31 protein-coding genes are annotated in these 25,402 nt (G+C 60.6%); 15 read left to right on the top strand and 16 right to left on the bottom strand.

Annotated features, from left to right (window positions below; genetic code table 11):
* Positions 1 to 9: 9 nt before the first annotated feature.
* The 4 genes from ACYQ47_RS31810 (at position 10) to ACYQ47_RS31795 (ending at position 2,882) form a co-directional block, all read left to right on the top strand.
* Positions 10 to 327: an ElaB/YgaM/YqjD family protein gene (locus tag ACYQ47_RS31810; protein WP_250508771.1), complete on the top strand. Its 318-nt coding sequence runs from the start codon at positions 10 to 12 to the stop codon at positions 325 to 327.
* Positions 328 to 411: 84 nt separating this feature from the next.
* Entirely contained in the window at positions 412 to 648 is a 237-nt protein-coding gene (locus tag ACYQ47_RS31805) for a hypothetical protein (RefSeq protein WP_244827451.1), read from the top strand.
* A 381-nt stretch (positions 649 to 1,029) separates the two neighbouring features.
* A complete protein-coding gene (locus ACYQ47_RS31800) occupies positions 1,030 to 2,436 on the top strand; it encodes a sigma-54-dependent transcriptional regulator (protein ID WP_244827452.1) in 1,407 nt (468 codons plus the stop codon).
* 239 nt (positions 2,437 to 2,675) lie between these two features.
* On the top strand, positions 2,676 to 2,882 hold the full coding sequence (locus ACYQ47_RS31795) for a hypothetical protein (RefSeq protein ID WP_459908774.1): 207 nt from the start codon (positions 2,676 to 2,678) through the stop codon (positions 2,880 to 2,882).
* Between the two features lie 23 nt (positions 2,883 to 2,905).
* Here ACYQ47_RS31795 and ACYQ47_RS31790 read toward each other — a convergent pair whose 3' ends face one another.
* Positions 2,906 to 3,088 (bottom strand): hypothetical protein, encoded by a 183-nt coding sequence (locus ACYQ47_RS31790; protein ID WP_250508772.1) that lies wholly within the window; start codon positions 3,086 to 3,088, stop codon positions 2,906 to 2,908.
* A gap of 2 nt (positions 3,089 to 3,090) precedes the next feature.
* Between ACYQ47_RS31790 and ACYQ47_RS31785 the strand changes: the two genes are divergently transcribed.
* The 4 genes from ACYQ47_RS31785 to ACYQ47_RS31770 all read left to right on the top strand — a co-directional run bounded on the left by ACYQ47_RS31785 (position 3,091) and on the right by ACYQ47_RS31770 (position 6,483).
* Entirely contained in the window at positions 3,091 to 3,327 is a 237-nt protein-coding gene (locus tag ACYQ47_RS31785; RefSeq protein ID WP_244827455.1) for a hypothetical protein, read from the top strand.
* A gap of 190 nt (positions 3,328 to 3,517) precedes the next feature.
* Positions 3,518 to 4,978, top strand: coding sequence for an alpha,alpha-trehalose-phosphate synthase (UDP-forming) (gene otsA / locus ACYQ47_RS31780; protein WP_244827456.1), 1,461 nt, complete (start codon positions 3,518 to 3,520; stop codon positions 4,976 to 4,978).
* A 131-nt stretch (positions 4,979 to 5,109) separates the two neighbouring features.
* Positions 5,110 to 5,460: a chemotaxis protein gene (locus ACYQ47_RS31775; protein ID WP_244827457.1), complete on the top strand. Its 351-nt coding sequence runs from the start codon at positions 5,110 to 5,112 to the stop codon at positions 5,458 to 5,460.
* Between the two features lie 114 nt (positions 5,461 to 5,574).
* A complete protein-coding gene (locus ACYQ47_RS31770) occupies positions 5,575 to 6,483 on the top strand; it encodes a YihY/virulence factor BrkB family protein (RefSeq protein WP_310395337.1) in 909 nt (302 codons plus the stop codon).
* A gap of 137 nt (positions 6,484 to 6,620) precedes the next feature.
* Here the strand turns inward: ACYQ47_RS31770 and ACYQ47_RS31765 are convergent, their stop codons facing one another.
* Positions 6,621 to 8,108: an RNA polymerase factor sigma-54 gene (locus ACYQ47_RS31765; protein ID WP_244827459.1), complete on the bottom strand. Its 1,488-nt coding sequence runs from the start codon at positions 8,106 to 8,108 to the stop codon at positions 6,621 to 6,623.
* Between the two features lie 473 nt (positions 8,109 to 8,581).
* Between ACYQ47_RS31765 and ACYQ47_RS31760 the strand changes: the two genes are divergently transcribed.
* Together ACYQ47_RS31760 and ACYQ47_RS31755 are read left to right on the top strand one after the other, a co-directional pair.
* The gene (locus ACYQ47_RS31760) at positions 8,582 to 8,920 is read left to right on the top strand and encodes a BON domain-containing protein (protein ID WP_244827460.1); all 339 of its coding nucleotides are present in this window, start codon (positions 8,582 to 8,584) and stop codon (positions 8,918 to 8,920) included.
* A gap of 313 nt (positions 8,921 to 9,233) precedes the next feature.
* Complete coding sequence (locus ACYQ47_RS31755) at positions 9,234 to 9,449, top strand: hypothetical protein (protein WP_250463988.1); 216 nt, start codon at positions 9,234 to 9,236, stop codon at positions 9,447 to 9,449.
* A 167-nt stretch (positions 9,450 to 9,616) separates the two neighbouring features.
* On the opposite strand, the gene ACYQ47_RS31750 is transcribed toward ACYQ47_RS31755, so the two are convergent.
* The 7 genes from ACYQ47_RS31750 to ACYQ47_RS31720 form a co-directional block, all read right to left on the bottom strand.
* The gene (locus tag ACYQ47_RS31750) at positions 9,617 to 10,069 is read right to left on the bottom strand and encodes a PA2169 family four-helix-bundle protein (RefSeq protein WP_250463990.1); all 453 of its coding nucleotides are present in this window, start codon (positions 10,067 to 10,069) and stop codon (positions 9,617 to 9,619) included.
* Positions 10,070 to 10,183: 114 nt separating this feature from the next.
* A complete protein-coding gene (locus ACYQ47_RS31745) occupies positions 10,184 to 10,753 on the bottom strand; it encodes a glycine zipper 2TM domain-containing protein (protein WP_244827463.1) in 570 nt (189 codons plus the stop codon).
* Between the two features lie 83 nt (positions 10,754 to 10,836).
* Positions 10,837 to 11,124, bottom strand: a complete 288-nt coding sequence (locus tag ACYQ47_RS31740) for a DUF1488 family protein (RefSeq protein ID WP_459909406.1) — start codon at positions 11,122 to 11,124, stop codon at positions 10,837 to 10,839.
* A gap of 113 nt (positions 11,125 to 11,237) precedes the next feature.
* Complete coding sequence (locus ACYQ47_RS31735; RefSeq protein WP_459908773.1) at positions 11,238 to 11,771, bottom strand: DUF4142 domain-containing protein; 534 nt, start codon at positions 11,769 to 11,771, stop codon at positions 11,238 to 11,240.
* 62 nt (positions 11,772 to 11,833) lie between these two features.
* A complete protein-coding gene (locus ACYQ47_RS31730; protein WP_250463994.1) occupies positions 11,834 to 12,385 on the bottom strand; it encodes a type 1 glutamine amidotransferase domain-containing protein in 552 nt (183 codons plus the stop codon).
* Positions 12,386 to 12,521: 136 nt separating this feature from the next.
* Positions 12,522 to 13,889, bottom strand: coding sequence for an MFS transporter (locus ACYQ47_RS31725; RefSeq protein ID WP_250463996.1), 1,368 nt, complete (start codon positions 13,887 to 13,889; stop codon positions 12,522 to 12,524).
* Positions 13,890 to 13,964: 75 nt separating this feature from the next.
* Positions 13,965 to 14,468, bottom strand: coding sequence for a YbhB/YbcL family Raf kinase inhibitor-like protein (locus tag ACYQ47_RS31720; protein WP_250463998.1), 504 nt, complete (start codon positions 14,466 to 14,468; stop codon positions 13,965 to 13,967).
* Positions 14,469 to 14,785: 317 nt separating this feature from the next.
* Between ACYQ47_RS31720 and ACYQ47_RS31715 the strand changes: the two genes are divergently transcribed.
* Positions 14,786 to 16,267, top strand: coding sequence for a sensor domain-containing diguanylate cyclase (locus ACYQ47_RS31715; RefSeq protein WP_250525582.1), 1,482 nt, complete (start codon positions 14,786 to 14,788; stop codon positions 16,265 to 16,267).
* An 18-nt stretch (positions 16,268 to 16,285) separates the two neighbouring features.
* Here the strand turns inward: ACYQ47_RS31715 and ACYQ47_RS31710 are convergent, their stop codons facing one another.
* The gene (locus ACYQ47_RS31710; protein ID WP_244827469.1) at positions 16,286 to 16,681 is read right to left on the bottom strand and encodes a hypothetical protein; all 396 of its coding nucleotides are present in this window, start codon (positions 16,679 to 16,681) and stop codon (positions 16,286 to 16,288) included.
* A gap of 156 nt (positions 16,682 to 16,837) precedes the next feature.
* Between ACYQ47_RS31710 and ACYQ47_RS31705 the strand changes: the two genes are divergently transcribed.
* The gene (locus tag ACYQ47_RS31705) at positions 16,838 to 17,515 is read left to right on the top strand and encodes a TetR family transcriptional regulator (protein ID WP_244827470.1); all 678 of its coding nucleotides are present in this window, start codon (positions 16,838 to 16,840) and stop codon (positions 17,513 to 17,515) included.
* Between the two features lie 75 nt (positions 17,516 to 17,590).
* Here the strand turns inward: ACYQ47_RS31705 and ACYQ47_RS31700 are convergent, their stop codons facing one another.
* Complete coding sequence (locus ACYQ47_RS31700) at positions 17,591 to 18,457, bottom strand: shikimate dehydrogenase (RefSeq protein WP_459908771.1); 867 nt, start codon at positions 18,455 to 18,457, stop codon at positions 17,591 to 17,593.
* Between the two features lie 239 nt (positions 18,458 to 18,696).
* Between ACYQ47_RS31700 and ACYQ47_RS31695 the strand changes: the two genes are divergently transcribed.
* Both ACYQ47_RS31695 and ACYQ47_RS31690 read left to right on the top strand, forming a co-directional pair.
* The gene (locus tag ACYQ47_RS31695; RefSeq protein ID WP_309845172.1) at positions 18,697 to 20,601 is read left to right on the top strand and encodes a bifunctional sugar phosphate isomerase/epimerase/4-hydroxyphenylpyruvate dioxygenase family protein; all 1,905 of its coding nucleotides are present in this window, start codon (positions 18,697 to 18,699) and stop codon (positions 20,599 to 20,601) included.
* Between the two features lie 66 nt (positions 20,602 to 20,667).
* A complete protein-coding gene (locus ACYQ47_RS31690; RefSeq protein WP_250464003.1) occupies positions 20,668 to 20,838 on the top strand; it encodes a hypothetical protein in 171 nt (56 codons plus the stop codon).
* Here the strand turns inward: ACYQ47_RS31690 and ACYQ47_RS31685 are convergent.
* From ACYQ47_RS31685 to ACYQ47_RS31665, 5 genes are all read right to left on the bottom strand, one after another.
* Positions 20,822 to 21,142: a hypothetical protein gene (locus tag ACYQ47_RS31685; protein WP_309961147.1), complete on the bottom strand. Its 321-nt coding sequence runs from the start codon at positions 21,140 to 21,142 to the stop codon at positions 20,822 to 20,824. The genes ACYQ47_RS31690 and ACYQ47_RS31685 overlap by 17 nt on opposite strands.
* Before the next feature lie 575 nt (positions 21,143 to 21,717).
* Positions 21,718 to 22,011 (bottom strand): hypothetical protein, encoded by a 294-nt coding sequence (locus ACYQ47_RS31680; protein WP_459908768.1) that lies wholly within the window; start codon positions 22,009 to 22,011, stop codon positions 21,718 to 21,720.
* Positions 22,012 to 22,029: 18 nt separating this feature from the next.
* Positions 22,030 to 22,431: a hypothetical protein gene (locus ACYQ47_RS31675; RefSeq protein ID WP_459908766.1), complete on the bottom strand. Its 402-nt coding sequence runs from the start codon at positions 22,429 to 22,431 to the stop codon at positions 22,030 to 22,032.
* Between the two features lie 212 nt (positions 22,432 to 22,643).
* A complete protein-coding gene (locus ACYQ47_RS31670; RefSeq protein ID WP_459908764.1) occupies positions 22,644 to 23,033 on the bottom strand; it encodes a hypothetical protein in 390 nt (129 codons plus the stop codon).
* A gap of 67 nt (positions 23,034 to 23,100) precedes the next feature.
* Positions 23,101 to 23,406, bottom strand: a complete 306-nt coding sequence (locus tag ACYQ47_RS31665) for a hypothetical protein (RefSeq protein ID WP_459908762.1) — start codon at positions 23,404 to 23,406, stop codon at positions 23,101 to 23,103.
* 360 nt (positions 23,407 to 23,766) lie between these two features.
* Here ACYQ47_RS31665 and ACYQ47_RS31660 point away from each other — a divergent pair, with 360 nt between their 5' ends.
* Complete coding sequence (locus tag ACYQ47_RS31660) at positions 23,767 to 25,398, top strand: hybrid sensor histidine kinase/response regulator (protein WP_459908760.1); 1,632 nt, start codon at positions 23,767 to 23,769, stop codon at positions 25,396 to 25,398.
* Positions 25,399 to 25,402: the final 4 nt, after the last annotated feature.

Here is a 25,402-nt window from a genome sequence, read left to right as displayed (position 1 = left end):
CCTGATTTCATGACTGAGACGACTGTCCAGCTTGCGTTGGGCAAGCAGAAAATTATCGAAGACATCAAGGTGCTGCTCAACGACTCGGAAGAGTTGTTGCGGCTCTCGGCGTCGCTGCCGGGCGAGGGCGTCGATGCCTTGCGCACGCGCCTTCGCGATCACGTCGATTCGGCGCGCTCCGCGCTCGAAGACGCGCAAGCAAGCGCGCAGACGCGTTACAAGACCAGCGTCGAGTGCACCGAAAAATATGTACGCGAAAATCCGTGGCAATCGCTGGGTATCGCGGCGGGCGCGGGCTTTCTCATCGGGCTTCTGGTTGTCCGCTGATCGAAGCGCGCTGAGTAGTCAAGAGCGCGCATCGGCGAAATCAAGGCACAAACAGCGATTTAGATAACCAAGGGAGAAAACGAGATGGCACGTCCTTCAATCGGAATTTTCGGGGCGCTGTTCGCGGTGGGCAGCGTGCTTGCATGGAAATGGGCGCAATCGCGCGATGCCGCCACACGTCGCACGGCCCGCGATCTGCACCGCTGGGAAGACGAGGGCGGCAAGGTGCTGACGCCGTCGAGTCGCCTGCCCGCGCCGCACGAGGTGAATGGTCACGGCGTAGGCGGCACGGCAGACGCCTGGAATTTCCCGCGAAGCTGACGCGCAGTAGTTCACGACCGTCGTTCCATTGCGAGCGACGGAGTGCTGCCGGAAGGCGTTTTCATCACCGCCGCGTTTGAACGAACTCCACGCACGCCCGACCGGCGTGCGTTTTTATGTCGATAAACCTTTATAATCAACGAATATCCGCCATAAGTTGCCTAAATGGAAAAACTTACGGCTGACAGACCCAAGCGTACAGCGCATCGGAAATTATTCTATTTCTCGCGCTTTTTGCGTCATGCACTTCAAGCTCGAGCCACAACGGGCGCATGACCGAAAGCCGCACCGGCCCGGGCAGTCCACCGTGTCATCGCCCGGAGAAGACCACGCCGCACCTGGCGTGTGACCCTGAAAACGCTTTGGAAATATCGAGACGCAATGCCACATGTATTGATTGTCGATGACGATCCCAGTACCCGCGAGGCGCTAGCCGCGATCATCGGCGAAGACGGACTGACGACAGCCACGGCAGGCGACTTGCGCGAGGCGCGCATCCAGCTCGTGCGGCAGACGCCGGACGTCGTGTTTACCGACCTCAAGCTGCCCGACGGCACCGGCGTCGATCTGTTCGAGGATCTGGACCCGCGCTCGGGCGTCGAGTTCATCGTCATTACCGGCCATGCGACCGTCGAGTCCGCGGTCAGCGCACTCAAGATGGGTGCGGCGGATTATCTGGTCAAACCCATCAACATGCAGCGCGTGAAGGCGATCCTTTCGCGCCTGCCGCGCGCCGGCGACCTGAAAGCGGAAATCGGCACCTTGCGTGGCGAGTTGCGCCGCATGGGCCGCTTCGGGTTGATGCTCGGCAATTCGCCGGCCATGCAGACGGTCTACGATCAGATCGGCCGCGTGGCACCGACGGCAGCGTCCGTGCTGCTGATCGGCGAGTCCGGCACCGGCAAGGAAGTCGCCGCGCAGACGCTGCACGAGCTGAGCCTGCGACGCAAGCACGCGTTCATCGCGGTGAATTGCGGCGCCATTTCGCCGAACCTGATCGAATCCGAAATGTTCGGCCATGAACGCGGCTCGTTCACAGGCGCGGACCGGCAGCACAAGGGTTATTTCGAGCGCGCGAACGGCGGCACGCTGTTCCTCGACGAAATCACCGAGATGCCTATCGAGCTTCAGGTGAAGCTGTTGCGCGTGCTCGAAACCGGCATGTTCATGCGCGTCGGGACCACGAAGGAACTCGAAACGGACGTGCGCCTGATTGCCGCGACCAATCGCGATCCCGAGCAGGCCGTGCTCGAAGGCAAACTGCGGCTCGACCTGTATCACCGCCTGAACGTGTTCCCGATCAACCTGCCGCCGCTGCGCGAACGCGGCACGGACGTCGAATTGCTCGGGCAGGCGTTCCTCGACGAACTCAACTCGCGTTACAACACGAAGAAGGTGTTTCCCGCCGCCGTGCGTGAAATGCTCGCGTCCTACAACTGGCCCGGCAACGTGCGCGAGTTGAAGAACTACGTGCAGCGCGCGTACATCATGTCGGGTACGGATTCGGATAGCACGGCCACCGTGCCGCTGCAGATTTCACTTTCGCGTCCTTCGGCGGGCACGGCCGTGACGATTCCCTTCGGCACGTCGCTCGCGCAGGCTGATCGGCAGCTCATCCTCGCGACGCTCGAACAATGCGGCGGCGTGAAGACGCGGGCGGCGGAAATTCTCGGCATCAGCCTGAAGACGCTGTACAACCGGCTCGTCGAATACGGCGAGGATGCCGCTGGCAAGGCAGCCGTCGGAGAAGGCGGAGACCTTTCTGACGCGGATAGCGAAAATACCTGAACGTCGCTTATCTTTAGACAAAACATTGCCCGCTGCTTGCAAAAGCGCGGGCTTTTTTATTTGTCGCATGCGGATTCAGAGCCGATAATGAAGCGGAGTTCTGGCGCGAGATGGGGTAACTTGGAAGAAACAAGGGCATAGGCCTTGCTGACCTTTGACTGCCATCCACGCGCGGGAAACCGCAAGAAAAAGGAGCGTGGATGCGGCGATTACGATCACAAGACCGCAAGGAGCCTGACATGCCCGATTTCGCATCCGATAGCGCTCGAATCAGCGCGCAGACGCCCCAGCCGCCGGACCCGCCCGTGACGCCGCCCGATCAGCCGCCGCCCACGCCGGTTCCGCCCGACACGAATCCCGATCCGACTCGCGAGCCGCCCGAACAACCGATGCAGCCCATTGGCGACCCGCCGCCCGGACCGAATGAAGCGCCGCACGTGCAATGAGGGAATTGCGGACTTTCGACCATTCACTGAATCTGTGCAGGCTTTGAATAAGTTTCCATCTCGAAGGTAGGGATTACAACGTAGCGAGCAACAATGACCGGCGCTGCAAGCAGTGTCCGGTCGATTTTTCTAATAAAGACGCATTGCGACAAGATCGGTCCGACGCCGCCGACGTCATTTTCGACGGCCTTCTTCTCTGGAGGCATTGATGAGGCATCCCGCACTCCGACGCTCCGCGCGTCACTCTTCCAAGCGCGAAGCACGCGCCGAGGCGGCTAAAACCGCTGGCGGCGAAGCCGCGCCGGCACCGCCGATCGAACACGATCCCGCCAGCCAGAACCGCCCCGCACCTGACGCTCCGCCCGACGGCGAGCACAATCAGGGCGGCGTGCGCCGCGAGGGAATCGACTATCAGCGCGACCTGGGTTCGGAGCAGGATTCCTGATTTCATCCCTACGTTTCCTTTGACGAAAGAGCAAAAACTTCTACGCGGCGACGGCTTACCGCGTGTCCGATTTCGTTCGTAACACTTGGATACGAATTTTCATCCTGCCCGTGTCTCAAAAAGGCACGGCTCTTGCATATCTTCAGCCGCCAATTCGAGCAAGCAACGACAACTGAGAGGTGATGCGGTAATGAGCAGATTGATCGTGGTTTCGAATCGCGTCGCGCCGATCCAGGAAGGCAAGCCCAGCGCGGGCGGTCTTGCTATCGGCGTTCTGGATGCGCTCAAGGAGACGGGCGGCGTATGGTTCGGTTGGAGCGGCGAGATCGTCGGTGAAGCGGCTGACCCTGTCATCGAGAAAAACGGCAATGTGACGTATGCCACCGTCGGCCTGACGCGCCGCGATTACGACCAGTATTACCGTGGTTTTTCGAACGCCACGCTGTGGCCGACTTTCCACTACCGCAACGACCTGTCGCGCTTCGATCGCGAGGAATACGCGGGCTATATGCGCGTGAACGCGGGACTCGCCGCGAAGCTCAAGACGCTCATCAAGCCGGATGACATCATCTGGGTACACGACTATCACTTGCTGCCGTTCGCGCAGGAGTGCCGCAAGATCGGCATCCAGAATCCGATTGGCTTCTTTCTGCACATTCCGTTTCCGGTGCCGGAAGTAATGCGGACCGTGCCACCGCACGAGGAACTGATTGCCGGCATGTGTCAGTACGACGTCGTGGGCTTTCAGACCGATGCCGACAAGCAGTCCTTCACCGATTACGTCGAACGTAGCGGACGTGGTCATCTGAGTGAAGACGGCATGCTGCAGGCGTTTGGCCGCATGCTAAAAGTGGGCGCGTATCCGATCGGCATCTATCCGGACGCCATCGCCAAGGCAGCGGATCAGTTCTCCAACCGCAAGCAGGTCAAGAGCCTGCGCGACAGCATGCGTGGCCGCAAGCTCATCATGAGCGTCGATCGGCTGGATTATTCGAAGGGCCTCGTCGAGCGCTTCCAGGCTTTCGAGCGCCTGTTGCTCAACGCGCCGGGCTGGCATGGCCGCGTTTCGCTCGTGCAGATCGCGCCGCCGACGCGCTCGGACGTGCAGACGTATCAGCGCATTCGCCAGAACCTGGAAGGCGAAGCGGGGCGTATCAATGGCCGTTTTGCGCAACTCGACTGGACGCCGATTCAATATCTCAACCGCAAATACGAACGCAATCTGCTGATGGCGCTTTTCAGACTTTCGCAGGTCGGATATGTCACGCCGCTGCGTGACGGAATGAATCTCGTGGCGAAGGAATATGTCGCGTCGCAAGACCCGGCCGATCCGGGCGCGCTCGTGCTGTCGCAATTCGCCGGCGCGGCGGATCAACTGCCGGGCGCGCTCGTCGTCAATCCGTTCGATCTGTCGCAGATGTCCGAAGCGCTCGAACGTGCGTTGTCGATGCCGCTCGCCGAACGCCAGGCGCGTCACGCCGATATGATGGCGCCGCTGCGCGAGAACAATCTGTCCGTGTGGCGCGATTCGTTCCTGTCGGATCTGCGCAGCGTCGCAACCGCGACTTCCGTCACCGAGCAGACCGTCAAGACGGTGCGCCAGGGCGCGAGTACATCGACGCAGGCAAGACGGCCCTCCGCCAAGGCTTGAACGTGTAACCAGAAGACCCCGCGCCTCGACAAGGCGCGGGGTTTTTATTTGTGCGCGCCATTGGACGCCAAGAGGCTTTCGCGGAACGCTCCTTGCGCTTCAACCTTCGACACGAAACGAAGGAGGTCACGATGAGCGGAAGCACTCTGAATCCCAATGAAGAAGGCGAGATCGAAGTTGGCAAGGGGCACGGCACAGGCGCGTTAGGTCCGAGCGATTCCTCGGATAGCGGTTCCGACGTGCAGGGCGAAATGCGTCATCCGGGCGACATCGAAGACGAACTCGATGCCCACGCGCTCGGCCAGTCCAAAGCCGAACTCGCGAGCGATACCGACCGCTACGGCACCGGCGAGGCAGCATCCGCCGATGGCGACCACAATCTCGAACCGGACGCGGACATTCTGCCGGACGACATCGAGGACGAAACGCGCGGCCTGCTCGACGAAGACGCCGACCCCGCGGACGACGAAGACAAGGTCTGAGCACGCATTAACGATCGATACGGCGTGCCGCGTTGCACTTGCGGCGCGCCGTTTTACGCACGTCTTTCGAAGCGGCGTTAACATCGGCGATTGATAACCGCCAAGCTCACGCCGATGACCCGAGAAGTTCCGACCTCTTCCACGCCTGTCGCTATCGGCCGCACGTCGCGTTTCGGCTGGGTTGCGTGGTTCGTCGATCCCGTCAGGCAATGGATTCAGGACCATTGCCTGATGTTCTCCGCATCGATTTCGTTTTTCGCGGCGTTCTCGCTGGCGCCGACGCTCGTCATCGTCATCGCGGTCGCGAGCGTTTTCTTCGGCGCGGATGCCGTGCAAGGCAGACTCTTCGATGAAATCAGCGGCGTGGTCGGCCCCGATGCGGCGCACGCGCTCGAAGCCATCGTCGCCAACGCGTGGCACGCGGATATCGCGCGCAGCACGGCGCTGCTTTCGGCGGGCGGCGTGCTGATCGGCGCGTCGGCGACGTTTTCATCGCTGCATAGCGCGCTCAACGTGATCTGGCCCACGCCTATCGTGAGCGCGAAGGAAAGCATCGTCTCGCTGCTGCGCGTTCGGCTGATGTCTTTCGGCCTGGTCGTCGGCTCCGGGTTGTTGGTGGTTGCGTTGCTCGTGCTCGATGCGCTCGTCGAAGTGCTCGGCCATTGGGCTTTCGGCGACGGCAATCCGTTCATCATTCTGTCGAGCGTCACGCAGCGCGCGATTTCACTCGGCATGCTCATGCTCGCGTTCACGCTTCTGCTCAAGTTCTTGCCGACCACGCGCATGATGTGGCGCGACGCCGCGTTAGGCGCAACCGCGGCGGCCATGTTGTTCGAGGCGGGCAAGCGACTGTTTGCGTTTTATCTCGCGCATGCGGGCACGGCTAACATGTTCGGCGCGGCGGGGTCGCTCGCGATCATCCTCATGTGGCTCTACTACTCGGCGGCGGTGTTTTTGCTCGGCGCGGAGCTGGCGGCAACGGCGGCACGCAGGCGCACGCATCGGGAAGCAGGCTGGCGTTAGCGCGTCGACTAAACGCGGCGATTCGGCCGCGCATAAAAAAACCGCCCGTTGACAGGGCGGCTGCGTGCTGTGGCTACGAGGCGACTCTCTTGACCGGGTCGTCGCCCAATGCGTCAGCGCGTGAAAGCTGCATGCGTTCAGGCTTGGCGGCGCAACTCGGCGGGCGGCACCTTCATCAGATGACGATACTTCGCCACCGTGCGGCGCGCGACGATCACGCCCTGATCCGCGAGCATCTTGGCAAGGCTCACGTCCGATAGCGGGTCGCGCGAGTTTTCCTTCGAGATCATTTCCTTGAGCAGCGCGCGTACGGCGGCAGCCGAGCACGTACCGCCGCTTTCCGTGCTGAGTTCGCGCGGGAAGAAGTGTTTGAATTCGAAGATGCCGCGCGGCGTCGACATGTACTTGTTGCCCGTAGCGCGCGAGATGGTCGATTCGTGCAGGCCGAGTTCGTCGGCGACATCGCGCAGGACGAGCGGCTTGAGCGCGATTTCGCCGTAATCGAAGAACGCCTTTTGATGCGAGACGATACATTCGGCCACACGTTGAATCGTAGTGAAGCGCTGCTGCGCGTTGCGGATCAGCCAGCGCGCTTCCTGCAACTGTTGCGCGAGCGGCGAACGGCTTGCGCCAGCGGACTGCGCGAACAATTCCGCGTACATGCGGTGGATGCGCGCGCGCGGCAGCACGGCCGGATTGATCGTGACGACCCAACTCTTCTTGACCTGACGCACGATGACGTCCGGCACCACGTAGTTGTCTTCGCTCGCGCCGTAGTTCTCGCCCGGCTTCGGGTCGAGACGACGCACCAGCGCACACGCTATACGCAGTTCTTCCGCGCTGCAGCCGATCTTCTTTTGCAGTTCGGCCTGCTCGCGACGTGCAAGCCGTTCCAGATGATGTCCCACGATCTCGCGTGCGACGGCGCGGCCCGGCGTGCCTTCGGGCATCGCATCGAGCTGCAGGGTCAGGCATTCCGAGAGATTGCGCGCACCGACGCCCGGCTTGTCGAGCGACTGCACGAGCTTGAGTGCGATAGTGAGTTCGTCTTCGGTCAGCGCCGGTTCGATATCGACCACATCGGCGAGTTCGCTCAGTTCCTGACGCAGATAGCCGTCGTCATCCAATGCTTCGATGATGAGCTGGGCAATCGCGCGGTCGCGCTGGCTGAGTTGATAGAGGCGCAGCGTATCGTGCAAGGTCTCATGCAGCGACGGCTCGATGCGTACCCAGTCGGCGGGATCGGAACCTTCGCCGTCGCCGCTGTTGCGCGTCGAACTGCGGCCGAACGGATCGGACGAGTAGTCGCTCATGGAGTCGTCGCGCGAATTGTTGTCGCCGCCGGAGTCGCTGTCCATGCTGCTTTCGGAGGCCATTGGCGCTTCGGTTGCATTGTCGGACGAATTCGAGAGCGGCGAGTCGCTCATCGAATTGCCGTTGTCGGCGGAAAGGGCGTTGTCTTCGGTTTGCGACTCGTCGTATTCGAGAAACGGATTCGTGTCCAGCGCGTTACGCAACTCCTGTTGGAACTCCAGCGACGACAACTGCAGCAGGCGTACCGACTGCTGAAGGCGCGGGGTGAGTGCGAGGCTTTGCTTGGTGCGAAGTTCGAGTGTAGGCGGCATTGCTTGCTAATCCTCGTTATTCTGGACTGAGAGGTGTTCGTGACGAGGACTTAAGCAATGGTTATGCCAATGCGCATCGGATGCCTGCTGCATCTACGTTTCGATCTTTGTCCACGGCTTGTTTTCACTTGGCGAAGCGATGCTTTCGCGCACTTTTTACACGCACTCAGACAAAAGCGCCGCGCCCTTCCGGGCTTATGGATCGGACTTGACGGGTCGATGCCGCGCTCGCCGAGGACGACTTCGAGATGCGCCAAGCCCTTTGATTCGTCGTGCTTTTTTGCTGCGTGCGGAGACCCACTAAGCACTTTTGACGGGGCACGGCACACAAGTTGCGGTAGGGGGGACACGATTCGTGCAACACGCGGCGAACGTGATCGAGCATCACTAAAAGCAGCACCCACGGGGCGTTCCGCAATAGGCTCAAAGCCGCGGACGCGCAGTATCGAAAATCGAAAAAATGGAGTATTGCCATGAAGACGACTCAATTCCTCAAAGCTGCTGGCGGTATCGCATGTGTGGTGTTCGCGCTGAACGTGAACGCGCAGACCACGACGACGAACTCGGGTTCGACGGACACGTCCGTTGGCCAAAAGGTCGATGACAGTGCAGTGACGACCAAGGTCAAGGCCGAACTGCTGCAAGCGAAGAACGTCAAGTCGACGCATATCCACGTCAAGACGCGCGCCGGCGTCGTCTCGCTGACCGGCACGGTGCCGTCGGCGGAAGACAAGACCGCCGCCGAAGAAACCGTTAAGCAGGTTTCCGGTGTTGCTTCCGTGAAAAACCATCTTAAAATCGCTGCCAACTAATGGCATAGTGCATATGCCCGGCTCGCCACGGCGGGTCGCGGTGTAGCAGTCGCAGTACCGGAACCCGCGCGGAAGTTTGGCGAATCGCTCTCTTGAACGATGAAGCCAGGCTTCTAGCGCGGGTTCTTGCATGAGCAGCGTGGAGAACGTGCGCGCGGCCATGCGAAAGTCGCAGACAGGCATGACACGCAATACCCTCGCAGCATCTTTGCTACCTTAAAACGAAGTACGTCCGTTCGAGGACGTTACGCAAAGCCGGCCTGCGAATGCTTCCTTCGCGATGCATCCAAGGGCCACGGCAAATGGAGCTCTTATGAAGACGAAAAAGATGGCCTTGATTGGCGCGCTGGCACTCGCATTCTCGACGACGGCATTCGCGCAAGCGGCTTCCGACGCCGCTGCCGCTCCGGCGAAGAAGCAGAAAGGCACGTATCTGCATCAGCAAGACAAGGCGCACAAGCTGAAGGGCGCATCGGCGGCCGCTGCGGCTTCCGCGCTCGGGACGAACGACAAGGGTCAGCCGCACTAAGCCTTCGTCGTTGCCTGCTGCTTCACTGAAACGGCCGCGCAAGCGGCCGTTTCTCTTTGAGCTTTCGCTTCCATGCATGCGCGCCGCAATAAAAAATCGCCGCGCACTTGGCGCGGCGACTGTCGCATCACGAGCCGCCAACCTCGCGGCTTCGACGCTAAACCGAATCAGGACTTCGCTGCGGCGTACTGATCGCGCAGATCGCGGATACGGTCGTGGTTCTCGAGCACGCCCTGATACTGGCGTTCGACCACGGCACGCACATCGGCGGGCAGATCCTTGTCGAGTGCTTCGCGATAGTTCTTCTTGGCGGAATCTTCACCGCGCTCGCATTCGGCGAGAATCGCGTGATCGCCGTGACCGGTGACGGCCGATTTGACATCGACCCAGCCGCGATGCAGCGCGCCTGCAACCGAGCCGCCCGTTTCCGGCGTGCCGCCCAGACGCTGAACGATTTCCTGCAACTCGCGTGCGCCGGTCGTGCAGGCTTGCGCGCGGTCCTGGAATAGCAGCTTGAGGCTTGCGTCACGCGTCTCTTCGGCGGCCTTGAGGAAACCCTTTTCGCCGTCCTTCGACGTTTCGATGAGATCGTTGAGTACCGATACGACATTCGTGCTCATATGACACCTCCTATTAGTTTGGATCTTGCCATCGTGCAACATCCGGCACGTTGGCTCTGGTACGAGTAGACGCACGCGGCGTGCCCGGCAGACCGCTTTCCGCAGTCATTCGCTTCAGGCACGATGTTCCGCAAACTTTTCCACCGGCTTCGGCGGCTTGGACGGATCGAAGTCGCTCCACTTGCCTTGCTGCCAGCGGCCCGACGCGCGTTCGACATCGACGCCGCCTGCATCGCGCAAGATGGTGGCGGCATCGTTCGAATTCTCCGGCGACACATGCACCGCGACCAGCACGCCCGCATGACGCGGCGCCGCTTCGGTGTGAGCCGACTCCTTGGTCTTGGTATGCGACATCGCGCCCGCCAGCGAGCCAACGTAAGCGCCGACACCCGCTGCAATGGCCGAGACGATTAGCGGCGCCTTGAAGATGGCGAAGAGCGCCGCGCCGACGATAGCGCCCACGACCGCACCGATGGTCACGCCCTTACCCGCGCCCTTGGGCGAGGAGCGCGCGCCAACGTCGGTGCCGACATCGCCACCCAGCGGATGCCGCGCATGTTGACCGCCCGGATTCACGAAGAACAGGGTGACATCTTCTTCGATGAAGCCGCGTTCGAAGAGGCGCTGTGCCGCGGCTTCTGCAGCGGGAAAAGTCTGGAAGCGACCCGCGATGATCAGGGACATATTCCCTCCTTCTTTTCAGTGTTACGTGGTTCGGCCCGGGCGCGTGCGCTCGCGGGACAACGGGTTAACGATGTAAGTCCTGCTCAATCCGGTTCGAGTCCCGCGACGCGGAACAAGCCGCTACGCAGCACGACGGGCACGCCGCCGTTGTCATCGAGCACTTCGGCGCATACCGCGCGAATGCGCGCCTCGCCGCGCTCGAATGCGGGAAGCAGATCGTCCTCGCGCGCGGATGGAGCGCCGAAATGATCTTCCAGCGCTTCGGCGCTGATCGAGCACACGACGGGTTCGGAATCGACGAGCGCGGTGAAGTAAAGGGCGAGGTCGTCGCCATCGAACACGGGTTTTTCGTCTGCAAAGGTGATATGCATGGTCGAATCCTCATAGGCCGGACGATGTCTTGCATGCGCGTCCGCTACGGCGCGGGTCAGCCGTGCTGCAGGGCTGTCGGATACATCGATGACTTCCATGAATTGAAAGACGCTCATGACGCCGCCTTTGCCTTCGCCAGTTGTTGCGCCATGGCGTAGTGATGGCCGATAACGGGCAACGCCTTCGCCGCGACTGCCTTCAACGCGGCGTCATTGCCTTGCTCGCTTTCTTGCTTGAACAACTCCATGGCCTTGCGATGCCCATCGACGGCTACCTTTTGGATATAGGCATCGTCGAATGCATCGCCCTGAAGATTTTGCAGGCTGCCGATCACCGACGAATCCGCGCTCGGTGGCTCGCTCATGCCGTGGTGTTTTGCGATTCCATCCAGGCTGTTCGCGAGCTTCGTATGATCCGCGATCATTCGCTGTGCAAAGTCCTTTACCTGCTTGCCGCTTGCTTGCGTGAGCGCGAGTTTGCTGGCCGCGATTTCGGTCGCGCCCGCGGTGCCGGCGTCTTGCACGAACTGCTGGTCGACGCTCGACAGCTTGGCGATTGCGGCGTCGACGGTCTGCGCGTGAGCAGCGCAGGCAACGGCCAGCGTTATCGCACTTGCACAGCCTGCGAACAACGATCGCGGCATCATCGGCTCGACTCCGTTTTGGTCGTTGATTCTTGTTGAATACGGTGGCCCCGTCGCTTCTTGTTTCAGGCGGCGCGCGTCTTGCCGAGCGCGTCGATCAGTGCCTTGTTGAAAGCGGGAATGTCGTCGGGCTTGCGGCTCGTGATGAGATTGCCGTCGATCTGTACTTCCTGATCGACCCAAGTGCCGCCCGCGTTGCGAATGTCGTCCTGCAGGCTCGGCCAACTCGTCATCGTGCGGCCTGCAATGATGCCCGCCGAGATCGGCAGCCAGCCGCCATGGCAGATCACGGCGATGGGCTTCTTCGCCTGATCCGCTTCCTTCACGAAGCTTTGCGCCTTGGCGTCCAGGCGGATGGCGTCGCCGTTGACCACGCCGCCCGGCAGCACGACGGCGTCGTAATCGGATGCGTTGGCGGCGTCGAAGGTTTGGTCCACATCGACCTTGTCACCTTTGTCGACGTGCTTGAAGCCCTGGATCTGTCCGGGCTTTTGAGAAATGACATCGACCTGCGCGCCAGCTTCCTTGAGCGCGCGCTGCGGCTCGATTAGTTCGGCTTGCTCGAAGCCGTCCAATGCAAGAATCGCGACCCTGTAACCGTCAAGGGAAATTGCCATTGCTTCACTCCTTCATTGCTCGAATTTTGATGCACCGCAAGAGGCGGATACCTGATTCGAAAAGGAGCAAGGGGTGTGCCCAAGTGGGGGCTGGGGCGCGTCGGTGATCGGCCAAACCATGGCTAAAGCCGAACCATCAAACGGTCTCGACGCTACGCTTCCCCGTCAGCCGCAAGAGACTAACCAAAGCCGCCGTCGCCGCGAAACCAGCACCTACGCCAAGCGCGATCAGCGGCCCGTGCTGTGGCTCGACGCCAAAGATCAACGCGACGATAGCCGCGCCGAGTGTCTGCCCCGTCAGCCGCGCCGTGCCGAGCATGCCGCTCGCGCCGCCGCTGCGATGCCGTGGCGCGGAAGAAATGATTTGTCGGTTGTTCGGAGACTGGAACAGCCCGAAGCCAAGCCCACAGACAGCCATGCGCCAGCCGATATCGAACGCATCCGGATGCGGGCCTGTCGTGGCGAGCAGCGCAAGACCCACGGTCAGAACCGCCAGCCCGATGCCGCCCAGCAGACCAGCGGGATAACGATCCGCGAGCACGCCCGCGAGCGGCGCGACGAACACGATCACGAGCGGCCACGGCGTCATCAGGAAGCCAGTTTCGACCTGACTCATGCCGAAGCCGTTCTGCAGCAGAAAAGGCAGCGACACGAACGCCAGCATCTGCGCGCAGAACGAACACACCGACGCGCCAATCGATAGTGCGAACACCGGAATGCGCAACAGATCGACGGGCAAAAGCGGCGCGCTTTGACGCAATTGCCGGCGCACGAAAAAGTAGCCGATGACCGCCGTCACGATGAACTCGCCGATCACATACGGCCGATGCTCGCCGTGCCCGAGCCCGTCGACCGCGACGATGGCCAGCCCGAAGAAAAGCGCGTTCATCAGCGCGCTGATGTAGTCGTAAGGCCGGCGATGCCCGTCCATGCGCGGCAGCGCCTTCGTGCCGATGGCAAGCGCCACGAGTCCTATCGGCACGTTGATGGCAAAGAGCCACGGCCAGGTGGCGACCGAGAGCACGCCCGAGGCGACCGTCGGACCGATCACCGATGAAATCGCCACCACGGTTGCATTGATGCTGATGCCGCGCCCCAGATGCTTTTGCGGATAGATCATGCGCACGATCGCGGTGTTCACGCTCATGATTCCCGCCGCGCCGAATCCCTGCACGATGCGCGCTAGCGTCAACGTGAGCAGCGAACCGGACATCGCGCAGGCCAGTGACGAGACAGTGAAGACCGCGAGGCCGGCCATATACACGCGACGGTAGCCGATGCGGTCGCCGAGCGAAGCCAGCGGCAAAAGCGAGATGGTGATGGTGAGCTGATACGCGTTGACGATCCAGATGGAATCCGCGGGCGAGGCCAGCAGATTGCGCGCGATGGTCGGCAACGCGACGTTGGCGATGGCGCCGTCGAGTACCGCGAGCGTAATGCCGAGCGCGACCACCGCGATGGCCCAATAACGCTGCGGCAGGGGAAGACCTTGTTCGGAATCCATCGGTAGGCGAAAGGTAGGAGCGGCGCGTTCAACGGCCGGACGATGCGCGCATCGTCCGGCGAAGAAGCGTGGTGCTTATTTCAGCTGATAGAGACCGGTGTACGTCGCCGAGTCGATCTCGTTGAGATGAGTCATGAAGCGCGCAACGGCATTGGTCGCGTTGGCATCGAGCGGCAGTTGATCCGCCTTCAGCGCGTGAATACGGAAGATGTAGCGATGCGGCTTGTCGCCACGCGGCGGCGCGGCGCCACCGAAGCCAACCGTGCCGTAGTCGTTGCGCATTTGCAGCGCGCCCGCTGGCAAGAGGCTGCCATCCGCCTTGCCCGCGTTGCGCGGCAGCGAGCGGACATCGGCGGGAATGTTGACCACGACCCAGTGCCAGAAGCCGCTGCCGGTGGGCGCGTCGGGATCGTAGACGGTAAGCGCGAGGCTTCGCGTGTCAGCGGGCGGGTCTTCCCATTGCAGTGCCGGGGAAAGGTTGTCGCCCGAGACGCCGAAAGCCTGCTGATCGAACTCGTGCTCGCGCGTCAAGTAACCGTTGGCGGGAAATTCGTCGGACCAGATGCGGAAATCAGCCATGAGAGTCATGCCTCCTTGTCGCGTGTTGGGAGTTGGCGGACTGAAAGGGTCCGCGGACGTGTGTCGATGCACGCTTGAATACGGCAGCACGCAACCGATTGCAGCAAGCATGCCTACGATCGGGAGTTGAACTTGCGGCGCATTATTCGATCGAGTGTAGCATCCGCCCCTCAATTGAGTCGGGCGTCGCTCCTGATTCGGGAAAATCGCCCGGAATCTGCTCGCTTATCAGCGGATGGGACGGAAAAGCGGCGCGCTACAATATTGAGACAAATCGTGCGAAGAATAGCGCTCCGACGCAAGCCGAAGGGATTTTTATGCCAAACGATCCGCGCCCAATCACTGGACAGTTCACCCCCGCGAGCGTGCCGGAAGACGATGCCGACATGTTCGACCTCGCTCCGGTCTCGCTCTGGCTCGAAGACTTCAGCGCCGTGCGCGAGCAGTTCGAGCGCTGGCGCGCGGCGGGCGTCACCGACTTGCGCGCGTTCCTCGAAGAAGACCCGGCGCGCATCGTCGAATGCTCTTCACGCATTCGGGTGGTGAAGGTGAATCGGCGCACGCTCGGCTTGTTCGGCGCGAAAGACCTCGATCATCTCGTGCAAAACCTCGAACGCGTGTTTCGCGACGACATGCTGACCACGCACATCGACGAACTGGAGCAACTCTGGTCCGGCGAACCGCGTTTCGTAAGCCAGACGGTCAACTACACGCTCGACGGCAAGCGTCTCGACGTGCTTCTCAAGGCCGCGATCTTGCCGGGGCACGAGAATACGTGGAGCCGTGTGCTCGTCACCATCGAGGACATCACGGAACTCGAAACCATGCGCCGCCAGACCGCGGCGAGCGGCCTTTATGCGCGCGGCCTTTTCGAGCATTCGCCGGTTTCGCTGTGGGTGGAAGACTTCAGTTCCGTGAAAGACTTGCTTGACGATGTACGCGAACGGGGTATCGTCGACTTCCGTACCTTTACGAGCGTGCACCCCGAATTCGTCGAACGATGCATGCAGGAGATTCACGTCCTCGACGTGAATCAGCACACCTTGCGCATGTTCGCCGCGCCCGACAAGGCGACCTTGCTCGCGCGTCTGCCGGAAGTGTTCCGCGACGACATGCAGCAGCACTTTCAGGAGCAGTTGATCGAGCTATGGGAGCACAAGCTCTTTCATCAGCGCGAGGTGCTGAACTATTCGCTCGATGGCAACGAGGTGCACGTGCACCTGCAATTTTCGGTGTTTCCGGGGCACGAGAAGCGCTGGGATCTCGTGCTCGTCGCGCTCACGGACATCACCGCGCGCAAGAAGGCCGAGGCGTATCTGGAGTTTCTCGGCAAGCACGACGTGCTCACCAAGCTCAAGAATCGCTCGTTCTATGCCGATGAAATCAATCGGCTGGAGCGCAAGGGTCCGTTCCCCGTGACGGCCATCGCGGTCGATGTGAATGGCCTCAAGACCGTCAACGATCAGCTCGGCCACGCGGCCGGCGACGCCTTGCTGCGCCGCGCGGGCGAAGTGCTCTCGAAGGCGGTGGAGAAGCCGTTCCAGGCGGCGCGGATAGGCGGCGACGAATTCATGGTGCTGCTGCCCGGCACGGACGAACGCGGCGGCGAGGCGCTGATGGACGGCATTCGCCAGTTGCTCGAAGTGAACAATCAGTTCTACTCGGGCATGCCGCTCAGTTTCGCGATGGGCGCCGCGACCGCGCACGAAGGCGAGCGCATCGAGCCGATGCTGCAACGCGCCGATGCCGCGATGTATGTCGAGAAGCGCCTGCACTACGCCAACGCGCAACGCAAATAGGGCGCTTCGGACGACGGCTTATTGAGCCTGTGCCGTCGCTTCATCGATACCCTTGTTCAGCGCCGGGCAGGCTTCGTCGATCTGCTTTTGGTATTGCGCCGGATTGCTCGTCTGCAGCTTGTTGATGCGATCCACCGTCGGTTGCGCCTGCGCGAGTCCGAGCTTCCACTCGGCGTCGAAGTCGGGCGCATCGGGGAAGTTCTTGCGTGCCATGTCCTTGAAACGCGCCACCTTGGCAGCGTCGATATGACACACGTCGGCTGCGCCGCGCGCGATGTTCGCGCTCGTCATCACGCCTTCGGCGGCCAGCAGTTGCGGCGTGGCGGGATGACCGGGAGGCAGTTGCGTCTGCGCCGCCGCGTGCAAGGCGCCAAGACCCAGCAAGGATGCGGCAAGTACCTGAAGGTGCTTCATTCGATTCTCGTTTGATTGATGCGGACCACGCATCGGGGACCGAAAAATTATAGGTTAAGCCTTTGAAAACAAATGCCGCGCATAGGGATGAAGCGCATAAGACGCTTGGAAACCCCATGCTAGAATCGATTTTCGATGCCGTTCTCAGACAGAAAAATGAAGAAAGGAAGCAAGGCCGCCAGTGCTGCGCCCTCGTCGTCCTCGGAAGGGCGGCGCAAGTACGATCCTGAGGAGACCAAGCGGAACATCCTTGACATCGCGACGCAGGAATTCTCGGCAATGGGTCTGACCGGCGCGCGCGTCGACGCAATCGCGGAGCGCACCAACACCACGAAGCGCATGCTGTATTACTACTTCGGCAGCAAGGACGGTCTCTATGAAGCCGTGCTGGAGCAGGTGTATGGCGACATCCGCGCGCTCGAACAAGAGCTCAGGCTGGAAGAGCTGGACCCTGAAGAGGCCATGCGCGAGTTCATCGGCTTCACGTTCGACTATCACGACAAGCATCGCGATTTCGTGCGTCTCGTGACTATCGAGAACGTGCATGGCGCGAAATACATCGAGCAGTCGAAGACCTTCAAGGCGCGTAACTCGACCGTCATCAAGACCATCGAAGACCTGATTGCGCGCGGTGTCGCGGCGGGGCGTTTTCGCGAGGACATCGACCCGATCGATCTACATCTGATGATCAGCTCGTTCTGTTTTCATCGCGTGGCGAATCGGCATACGTGGGGCGCGGCGTTCGGGCGCGATCCATCCGGGCCGCGTTCACGGGCGCGGCATCGCGAGATGATCATCGAAGCGGTGCTGCGCTTCGTGCGCCGCGAAGACTGAAGCCAAGACGAGCCAAGACAAAACGGCGGCACTTCTGCGAGTGCCGCCGTTTTGGTTTCGAGGGCGCCGAAGGGCTCAGCGTTCCAGCAAACTCTGGAAATGCGCGAACATGCGCTCGGCATCCGGTTCGAGGCCGGTAAAGATGCGCAACGCATCCACGGCCTGACACACCGCCATGCCGCCGCCGCTCACCGTGCGGCAGCCGAGCGCGCGGGCTGCTTTCAGCAACTCCGTTTCGAGCGGGAAATAGACGATCTCCGCCACCCACAAGTCCTTGTGCAGAAACTCGGCGGGCAAGGGCAGGCCGGGCAGTTTCGCCATGCCGGTGGGCGTCGCATGAATCAGGCCGTTCGCCATCTGCAACACGTCGCGTAGATCGCCGCCGCTCTTGACTTCGCGATCGGGAAAACGCGCGGCGAGTTCGCTTGCGAGCGCGGCCGCGCGAGCGTCGTCCGAATCGAATAGCGTGAGCGATCGCGCGCCCATGGTCAGCGCGGCATGGGCCACCGCCGCGCCCGCGCCGCCCGCGCCGAGTTGCACCACGCGATCCATCGGCACACCCGGCAAACCGCGCTCGAACGCACGCGCGAAACCCGACCAGTCGGTGTTGTAGCCGATCCGCTTGCCATCCCTGAAGACAACCGTATTGACCGCGCCGAGCGCGCGGGCGTCGGGGTCGAGGTCGTCGAGCAAGGGGATCACGCTCTGCTTGCACGGATACGTGATATTGAGCCCGTCGAAGCCCATGCGTTCGGCGGCATCGAGCAGATCGGGCAGCGCGGACGGTTCGAGCGCGAGCGCCTGCAAGTCGATCCGTCGATACACATAGTTGAGCCCGAGCTTGCCGCCTTCTTCCTCGTGCATCGCGGGCGTGAGCGAGCCGCCAATACCCGAGCCGATCAGCCCGACGAGATAGGAGCGGGGAGACGCTTTGCTGGTCATGCGCAATACTCCAGTGCAAATAATGTAAGCGCAGTGTGACGGGCGCTCGGTGCCGTGTCCTTCGGTGTTTTCACGTATTTGTACGGTCTAGTTAGTTTGTTATGCTTGCGCACAATGACGTGGATTGCGTGCGCACCGCTCCGTTTCCCGCAAGCGCCGCGAACGTCCTACACTGACGGGACTGCACCGATCCACCCGCATCATCTGAATGCAACGAGGAGGCAGCGATGCTGCGTTCAATCCGGACATCCATTGCGACGGTATCCATCAGCGGCACCTTGCCCGAGAAGCTGAAGGCAATCCGCGCGGCAGGGTTCGATGGCGTCGAGATTTTCGAGAACGATCTGCTGTACTTCGACGGCACGCCCGCCGACGTGCGCCGCATGTGCGCGGATCTTGGCCTCGCCATCTATCTGTTCCAGCCGTTTCGCGACTTCGAGGGCGTGAGCGCCGAGCGTCTCGCGAAGAACGCCGAGCGCGCGAAGCGCAAGTTCGAGCTGATGCACGAGCTCGGCGCGGATCGCATGCTGGCGTGCAGCAATGTGTCGCCGGACACCATCGGCGACGACGCGCTGATCGTCGATCAACTCGGCAAGCTCGCGCGCCTCGCGGAAGAAGCGGGCGTGATCGTCGGTTACGAAGCGCTTGCGTGGGGGCGTCACGTCAACTCGTACAAGCACGCGTGGAAACTCGTCGATGCCGTGAATCACGCAAGTCTCGGTATCGTGCTCGACAGCTTCCATACGCTTTCCATCCGCGATTCGGTGGAGGAGATCGCGCGGATTCCGGGCGACCGCATCACCTTCGTGCAAATCGCCGATGCGCCCGTGCTCGCCATGGACGTGCTCGAATGGAGCCGTCACTATCGCTGCTTTCCGGGGCAAGGCGCGTTCGATGTCGCGGGCTTCACGGCGCGCGTGTTCGAAGCGGGTTATACCGGCCCGCTCTCGCTCGAAATTTTCAACGATGGTTTTCGCGCCGCGCCCACGGCCATCACCGCCGCGGACGGGCATCGCTCGCTGCGCTTTCTGGAAGAGCAGACGCGCGCATTGATGGGCGACCAGGCGCCAGCCGAACTCTTCGATCCGCCCGCGCCGCCCGCGCATATCGGCTTCCAGTTCCTCGAATTCGCCGTCGATGCCGCCACGCGCGAACATGTCGCCGGCTGGCTCGGCAGGTTGGGCTTTCGGCTGGCGGGCAAGCATCGCTCGAAGGATGTCTCGCTGTACCGGCATGGCGCGGGGTCGATCGTGCTCAACGCGGAAGCCGATTCCTTCGCGAGCGCGTTCTTCGAGCAGCACGGCTTGTCGCTGTGCGCGTCCGCATTTCATGTCGATGACGCGAAGCTCGCGTTCGAACGCGCGGCCGCTTATGGGTCGAAGCCGTTTTCGGGGCAGGTCGGACCGAACGAGCGCGTGGTGCCGGGCGTGCAGTCGCCGGACGGCAGCCTCGATTATTTCGTCGATGAGGAACCGGGCGGTCCCACGCTGTGGGAATCCGATTTCATTTTGACGGACATCGACGGGCCTTACGAAGTGGGTCCGCTCGAACGTATCGATCACGTGTGTTTGTCGCTGCCCGCCGACGCGCTCGACACCTGGGTGCTGTTTTTCCGCAGCGCGTTCGGCTTCGAGGTCGAAGCGAGCGTGACCGTGCCGGACCCGTACGGTCTCGTGCGCAGCCGCGCGGTACGCAGCCGCGACGGGTCGGTGCGCATTGCGCTGAATGCGTCGATGGACCGGCATACGGCGGTGGTGGAGTCGCTGACGACCTATCGCGGTTCAGGTTTGAATCACGTGGCGTTCAGCACGTCCGATATCTTCGATGCCATTCCTCGACTCGAAGCCGATGGCGTCAAATTCCTGCGCATTCCGCGCAACTACTACGACGATCTGGTTGCGCGCTACGGCCTGGCCGACGAACTGATCGACGCCATGCACGAACACAACATTCTTTACGATCGCGACGAGCGTGGCGGCGAGTTTTTTCATGCGTACACCGAGCAGCTCGATCAGCGCTTCTTCCTGGAAGTGATCGAACGGCGCGGCGGTTACGATGGTTACGGCGCGGCGAATGCGGCCGTGCGGCTCGCGGCGCATGCGCAACAGCAGCGGGCGCGGCAGGGGGCTTCGGCGGGCGGATGATTGGCTGGCCGCGCGTGACTGCGCGTCCTATCATGAAGACATGGCGGCAATTCAAAGGAGGGCGCCATGTTCGACTTACCGATGTTTCTAGTGGGCCTCGCGGCGCTTGCCGCCATTAGCATCGTCTTGCTGGCCGACGATTGGCGCGATGCGCGGCGCGAGCGCATGGCGCGACGTGAGCTCGAGCAAGCGGCGCATCATCCGCTGCGGGAGTGGTGGCTCAGGCATCGGCACTGAGCGGCGCGCCGGGTTCGATATCGGCAGCATCGGCCAGGCGCTTGGCTTCGCGTGCCTCTGCGGCGGCTTCGAACCGGTCGACATACAAATACAAACGATGCACCGTCTGCAACTGCGTGTGAGACAGATGCGCCTGCCGCGTGATGGCCGCGAGACGCTCGCGCCAATACGCTGGTGGCAGCGCGTACCCGCCCGCGTCGCGCGACAATGACTGCCGCAACACCCGCTCGAGATGAGTCAGGTCCTGGTCTGCCAGCAATGCCGAGAACGCGCCTTGTGGCTTGGTATCGGGGATAGGGTCCATTATTGCGATGGCGGCCGTTTCTGATCCAGCTTGATAGGGATAAACCCTGAACGTACGCCGTTGGCGTCAGCGTGATGAATTTTCCGCGCGACGTCCCGATTAGCGCGAGTGGCGTTTGCTATACTCTGCGCTCGCTTTGCCGTCTCGCAACGGCGAGCCGTGCGCCTCGATGCTGGCGCGCTCCCCGTAGTTCACGGGGTGGAATGATCGGCGTTACGCCTTCCAGTCAAGCTTTTGGCAATCCGTTGTAGCGAATCTGTAGCACCCTCGTTGCTTTTTTTTCCGCAGCAATGGGCCGAATCAGTGTATCCCGACACCACCCAGCATTGCCGACATGAAGCGTTGCAGCGCATCGCACTTTGTGCGTCGATAACGTACACGCTTTTAACACTCAGCGTGCTATCACTTGACGGCAAAATGCCTTAAATGGCGAACCGGCGTGCATTCCCGTTGAACGAACAACAAGCACTCAATCGAGTCGACTTAGCCGCAGATCGAAAGAGAAATCGATCTCCTGGCGGATCAATGAGAAGGAAGAGATGTCGGTCGAATCAGTATGAAAACCGTCTGAGTGGTCAATGCAGTGTCGGCTTTGTCGTGATGCCCAGGATGATCGGGGCTGCGCGCTCGGCTTGCCTATAGAGCCCTTCCCGGCACTCGGCCTTCAGCGCAGAGACCGCTGACTCAATTAAAGGGTGGCCACGAACGGGCCCTACGGCTGCATCGATTTCGGCTTCGACCTTCTGAATGGCAACCTCTACGCTGTCTGGATCCTCGCAATCGAAGTCGACGGTGATGACGAGAGCTTCAAGGGCCTCGAGAGCGGCAACCACCTCTTCACGGAGGTCGGAAATGGATTTATCGGGCACGGAGCGGTCTTCCGGAAATCACGTCGTTGGTTTCTCAGATCGGGTGCTTGGATCCCAGCTTGCGAGCAGTGTCTGTGCCCGTTTGAGAAGCGTTTCGAAATCGCTCGAGGTGCGCAAATCGAAGTCCAGAGATCCAAGGGTCAGCCTAAGGATGCGGCCGGCCTGACTGTTTATCCAGGCCAGCGCAGCACGCGCAAGCACAGGGCCGATTTCCTGACTAAGGGGCACCACAAACTCGCCGGTGTAGCCGCTATCGGCTGAAACGCCCGGCACGCTGAACGCGATGGCGCTGATCCTAGTGTGATCAGCGCGTGCTAAGTGATAGAACTGTCTGAGCTCACGCTGGTAATTCGGGCTGAACGCAGCCTCGTCGTAGGTTGAACGTATCAGCGTTAGACGTAGCGTGGCTACACGCTCCATCTTTATCTCCTATTCGTGTATCGCTTAGATAGCGGTGATTGAGCTTACACCGACTCGTTAGCTCGGAGCATTTCCTGCGGTCGGCGCATAGACGTGCAACACGTGCGGATTGCGAATCGCGACGCAAAAACTCCATAGATCGGGCGAACGCTGGCCCGCCTACATTTACCGCGAGCGTCGATAACTGCTACCGCAACAATACGAGCACCACCTTAACCAAGTTCACCTCCGGTCTCGATGTTTTTTTGGAGCGTTGCCAGTTGGTCAATGAGGTGCTTTGCGTCCTCGACTGAATTCGTTCTGATCTTGACGCCGAAACCACTTACTTCTGTTCGGCGGCCGGGGCGACCGTGGACCCATGCGATCACCGCCGCTGCAAGCATGTTTAGGGCGTCGTGCGTCAGGGGCGCGGCGAATTCTAGGACCGTTTGAAGTTCCGCACTGTCCATGGTCAGTTGCGGGCGGATGGCCGTCGCGCCTAACGACTCGGAAACGCGCAGAAATTGTTTGAGCTCTTTGCTGTATCTGCTGCCTGGTCCGGCGAACGGATCGTCATCACTCGAAGAGTGGATAGCAACTTGAATGTTGTAAGGATAAGTCAAGCTGCCCTCTTGTAGATGATTGTGGACTTATGATTAGGGAAAGGTCTCATCACAAGTGTCCGACGCTTCAAAGGTACTCTGGAGCAGGGAAGTCCTGGCAACCCTCACGCATCAGTCGGGCCGCGCGCGCCGGGCGTCGTGTCCGCTCAGCACGAACCGCACGAGGCTGAAAAGGAAAACTGAAGCGTCCTAGCTTGCGTTGCCGTGTGATGAGCCGTTCATCTGATATCAGTTCGCCGAGGTAAAAGCCATCGGCGCCATAGATCTCATTCTTAACGAAGTAACCAACATGACGGCCGTCGTGCGTGCGCAACTGATCATGCGCGAAGCGATAGCCAAACGAGATTCCGTCCCACGTCCATAGCCAGCTCACCGACTATCCTCATTTAGATGCAATGCAGCAATTATCGTTCATGCCTCCCCCATATGACATTTAGCGAGCTACCGTCTGCAGCGCGTTTGATCCGATTAAAGCTTCTCCCATCCTTCCCGCGCATTGGTTTGCGGAGGAAGGTTTGCGGCGGAGTTGGGGAGATCAGGAGTTCCGCTTGGAAATTCGCGGATCGATGCGCCTAGTGGACCAATCCATCCCTCTAGGCGTTCTCCTATGACAAAAATTCGACAGTGATCTGTAAACAAGAAGGATCTCGTTTTACAAGCGAGGACGTTACAAAGGGAACGGCAGTTGCTCCGTCGGACACACCTACGGCTTCTTTCTTAAGCTCTTCGTACCATGTCGACCGCATCCGCCATTTCTGATCCAAGTCGGCTATCGCAACTACGATCGCTGGGTATTCTCGGCGTGCCGGCCGAAGAACACTTCGATTCCCTTGTGCAGTTGGCTGCTGCGGCATTAAAAATGCCTAGTGCCTTCATCAACTTCGTCGACGACGCAACGACTTGGTGTAAGGCTGCTTGGGGAGCTGTGCGCGAGAATAGGCCGAACGAGGATTGCCTTTGCTCGATGGCGCTTACCGCCGGAGAGCTTTTGATCGTCCCAGATGCGTTAAGCGATCCAGCCTATTCGGCGCATCCAATCGTGAACGACGCAGGGGGCGTGCGCTTTTACGCAGGTGTTGTTCTCCGCATACCAGGTGGGCATCCGCTTGGCACCTTTTGCGTAACAGACACACAGCCTCGCCAATTTCAAAGCGGAGAGATTCGGACGCTTCGTCAGTTTGCTCAGCAAGTTGTTAAACATCTAGAAGGTGTTCAGGCTCAGCGGGAAATCCGTACACTCGAAGAGCGTTTGGAACTTGCACGAATTAATCGCGATCGGTTTCTTGCCATGCTTTCTCATGAGCTTCGAGCGCCCCTGGCACCGATCACGACAGCCGTACAAGTACTCCAACAGGACCATATCAACGTCGAGCAGCGAAAGTGGGCGAAGTCAATTATCGGTCGGAACGTGCGGTATATGAGTGAGATTGTTGACCACATGCTTTCCGCCTCGCTTGTGTCATTCGGCGCGGTGGAACTTGAGCTCGAACCTGTGTCTGCCAAGGCATTGGTTGACCGGGCCGTCGAATTGAGTCACGGATTTATCATCGATGCTCAGCATCTGTTCACTTGCACAGTCATCGATGACCCATGGGTGCATGCCGATCAAACGCAATGTCCGCTGCTCATATCGAATCTTTTAACAAACGCAGCGAAATATACGCCAGAGGGCGGCAGGATCGAACTGACTGTACGCGCTGGGACCGAAGGTGTAGAGATTCATGTCTGTGACACGGGCATTGGCATTGATCCTGACGAAATGGATGAAATTTTTGAAGTTTTCGGGCAGGGAAAGCAGCCGCTGGATCGCGCGAAAGGCGGACTTGGATTAGGCCTTGCATTGGCCCGCCGGATCGCTGAATGGCACGGCGGAACTTTGAAGGCCGAAAGCCATGGGCGAGGCCACGGCAGCGATTTCATACTTACGCTCAGGCACGCAGATAAACCGCTCGAACATACCGTTCCCGAAGCCGCCAGCGCGTTTTCAGAACTTGATATCGTGATAGTTGACGACAACGCGGATACAGCAGAGGCGTTGGGACTTTATTATCAAATGTCTGGACATGTGGTTAGGATAGCTTATCGGGCTGAGGATGCTTTGGAGTTGATGCTTGCCCGGCAGCCTGATGTTTTGATTAGCGACATCGGTCTTCCTGACACCGATGGCTATCAGCTGATCGAGAAGATCGCCTCATTCCCTGCGATGTCGCACACCGTATTTATCGCCGTAACGGGTTATGGTAGCGACCTGGACAAAAAAAAAGCGTTGCAAGCCGGCTTTGATGCGCATTTTGTAAAGCCGGTCGTGATTAGTGAGCTAGACCTGAAGATCCTTGAGTTGGTGAAGTGGAAACGCTTGCGTTGATTAA

The sequence above is a fragment of the Caballeronia sp. HLA56 genome (assembly GCF_054655155.1).
Note: the sequence above shows the minus strand (reverse complement) of the source record. Positions and strands in the feature narration are given on the sequence as shown.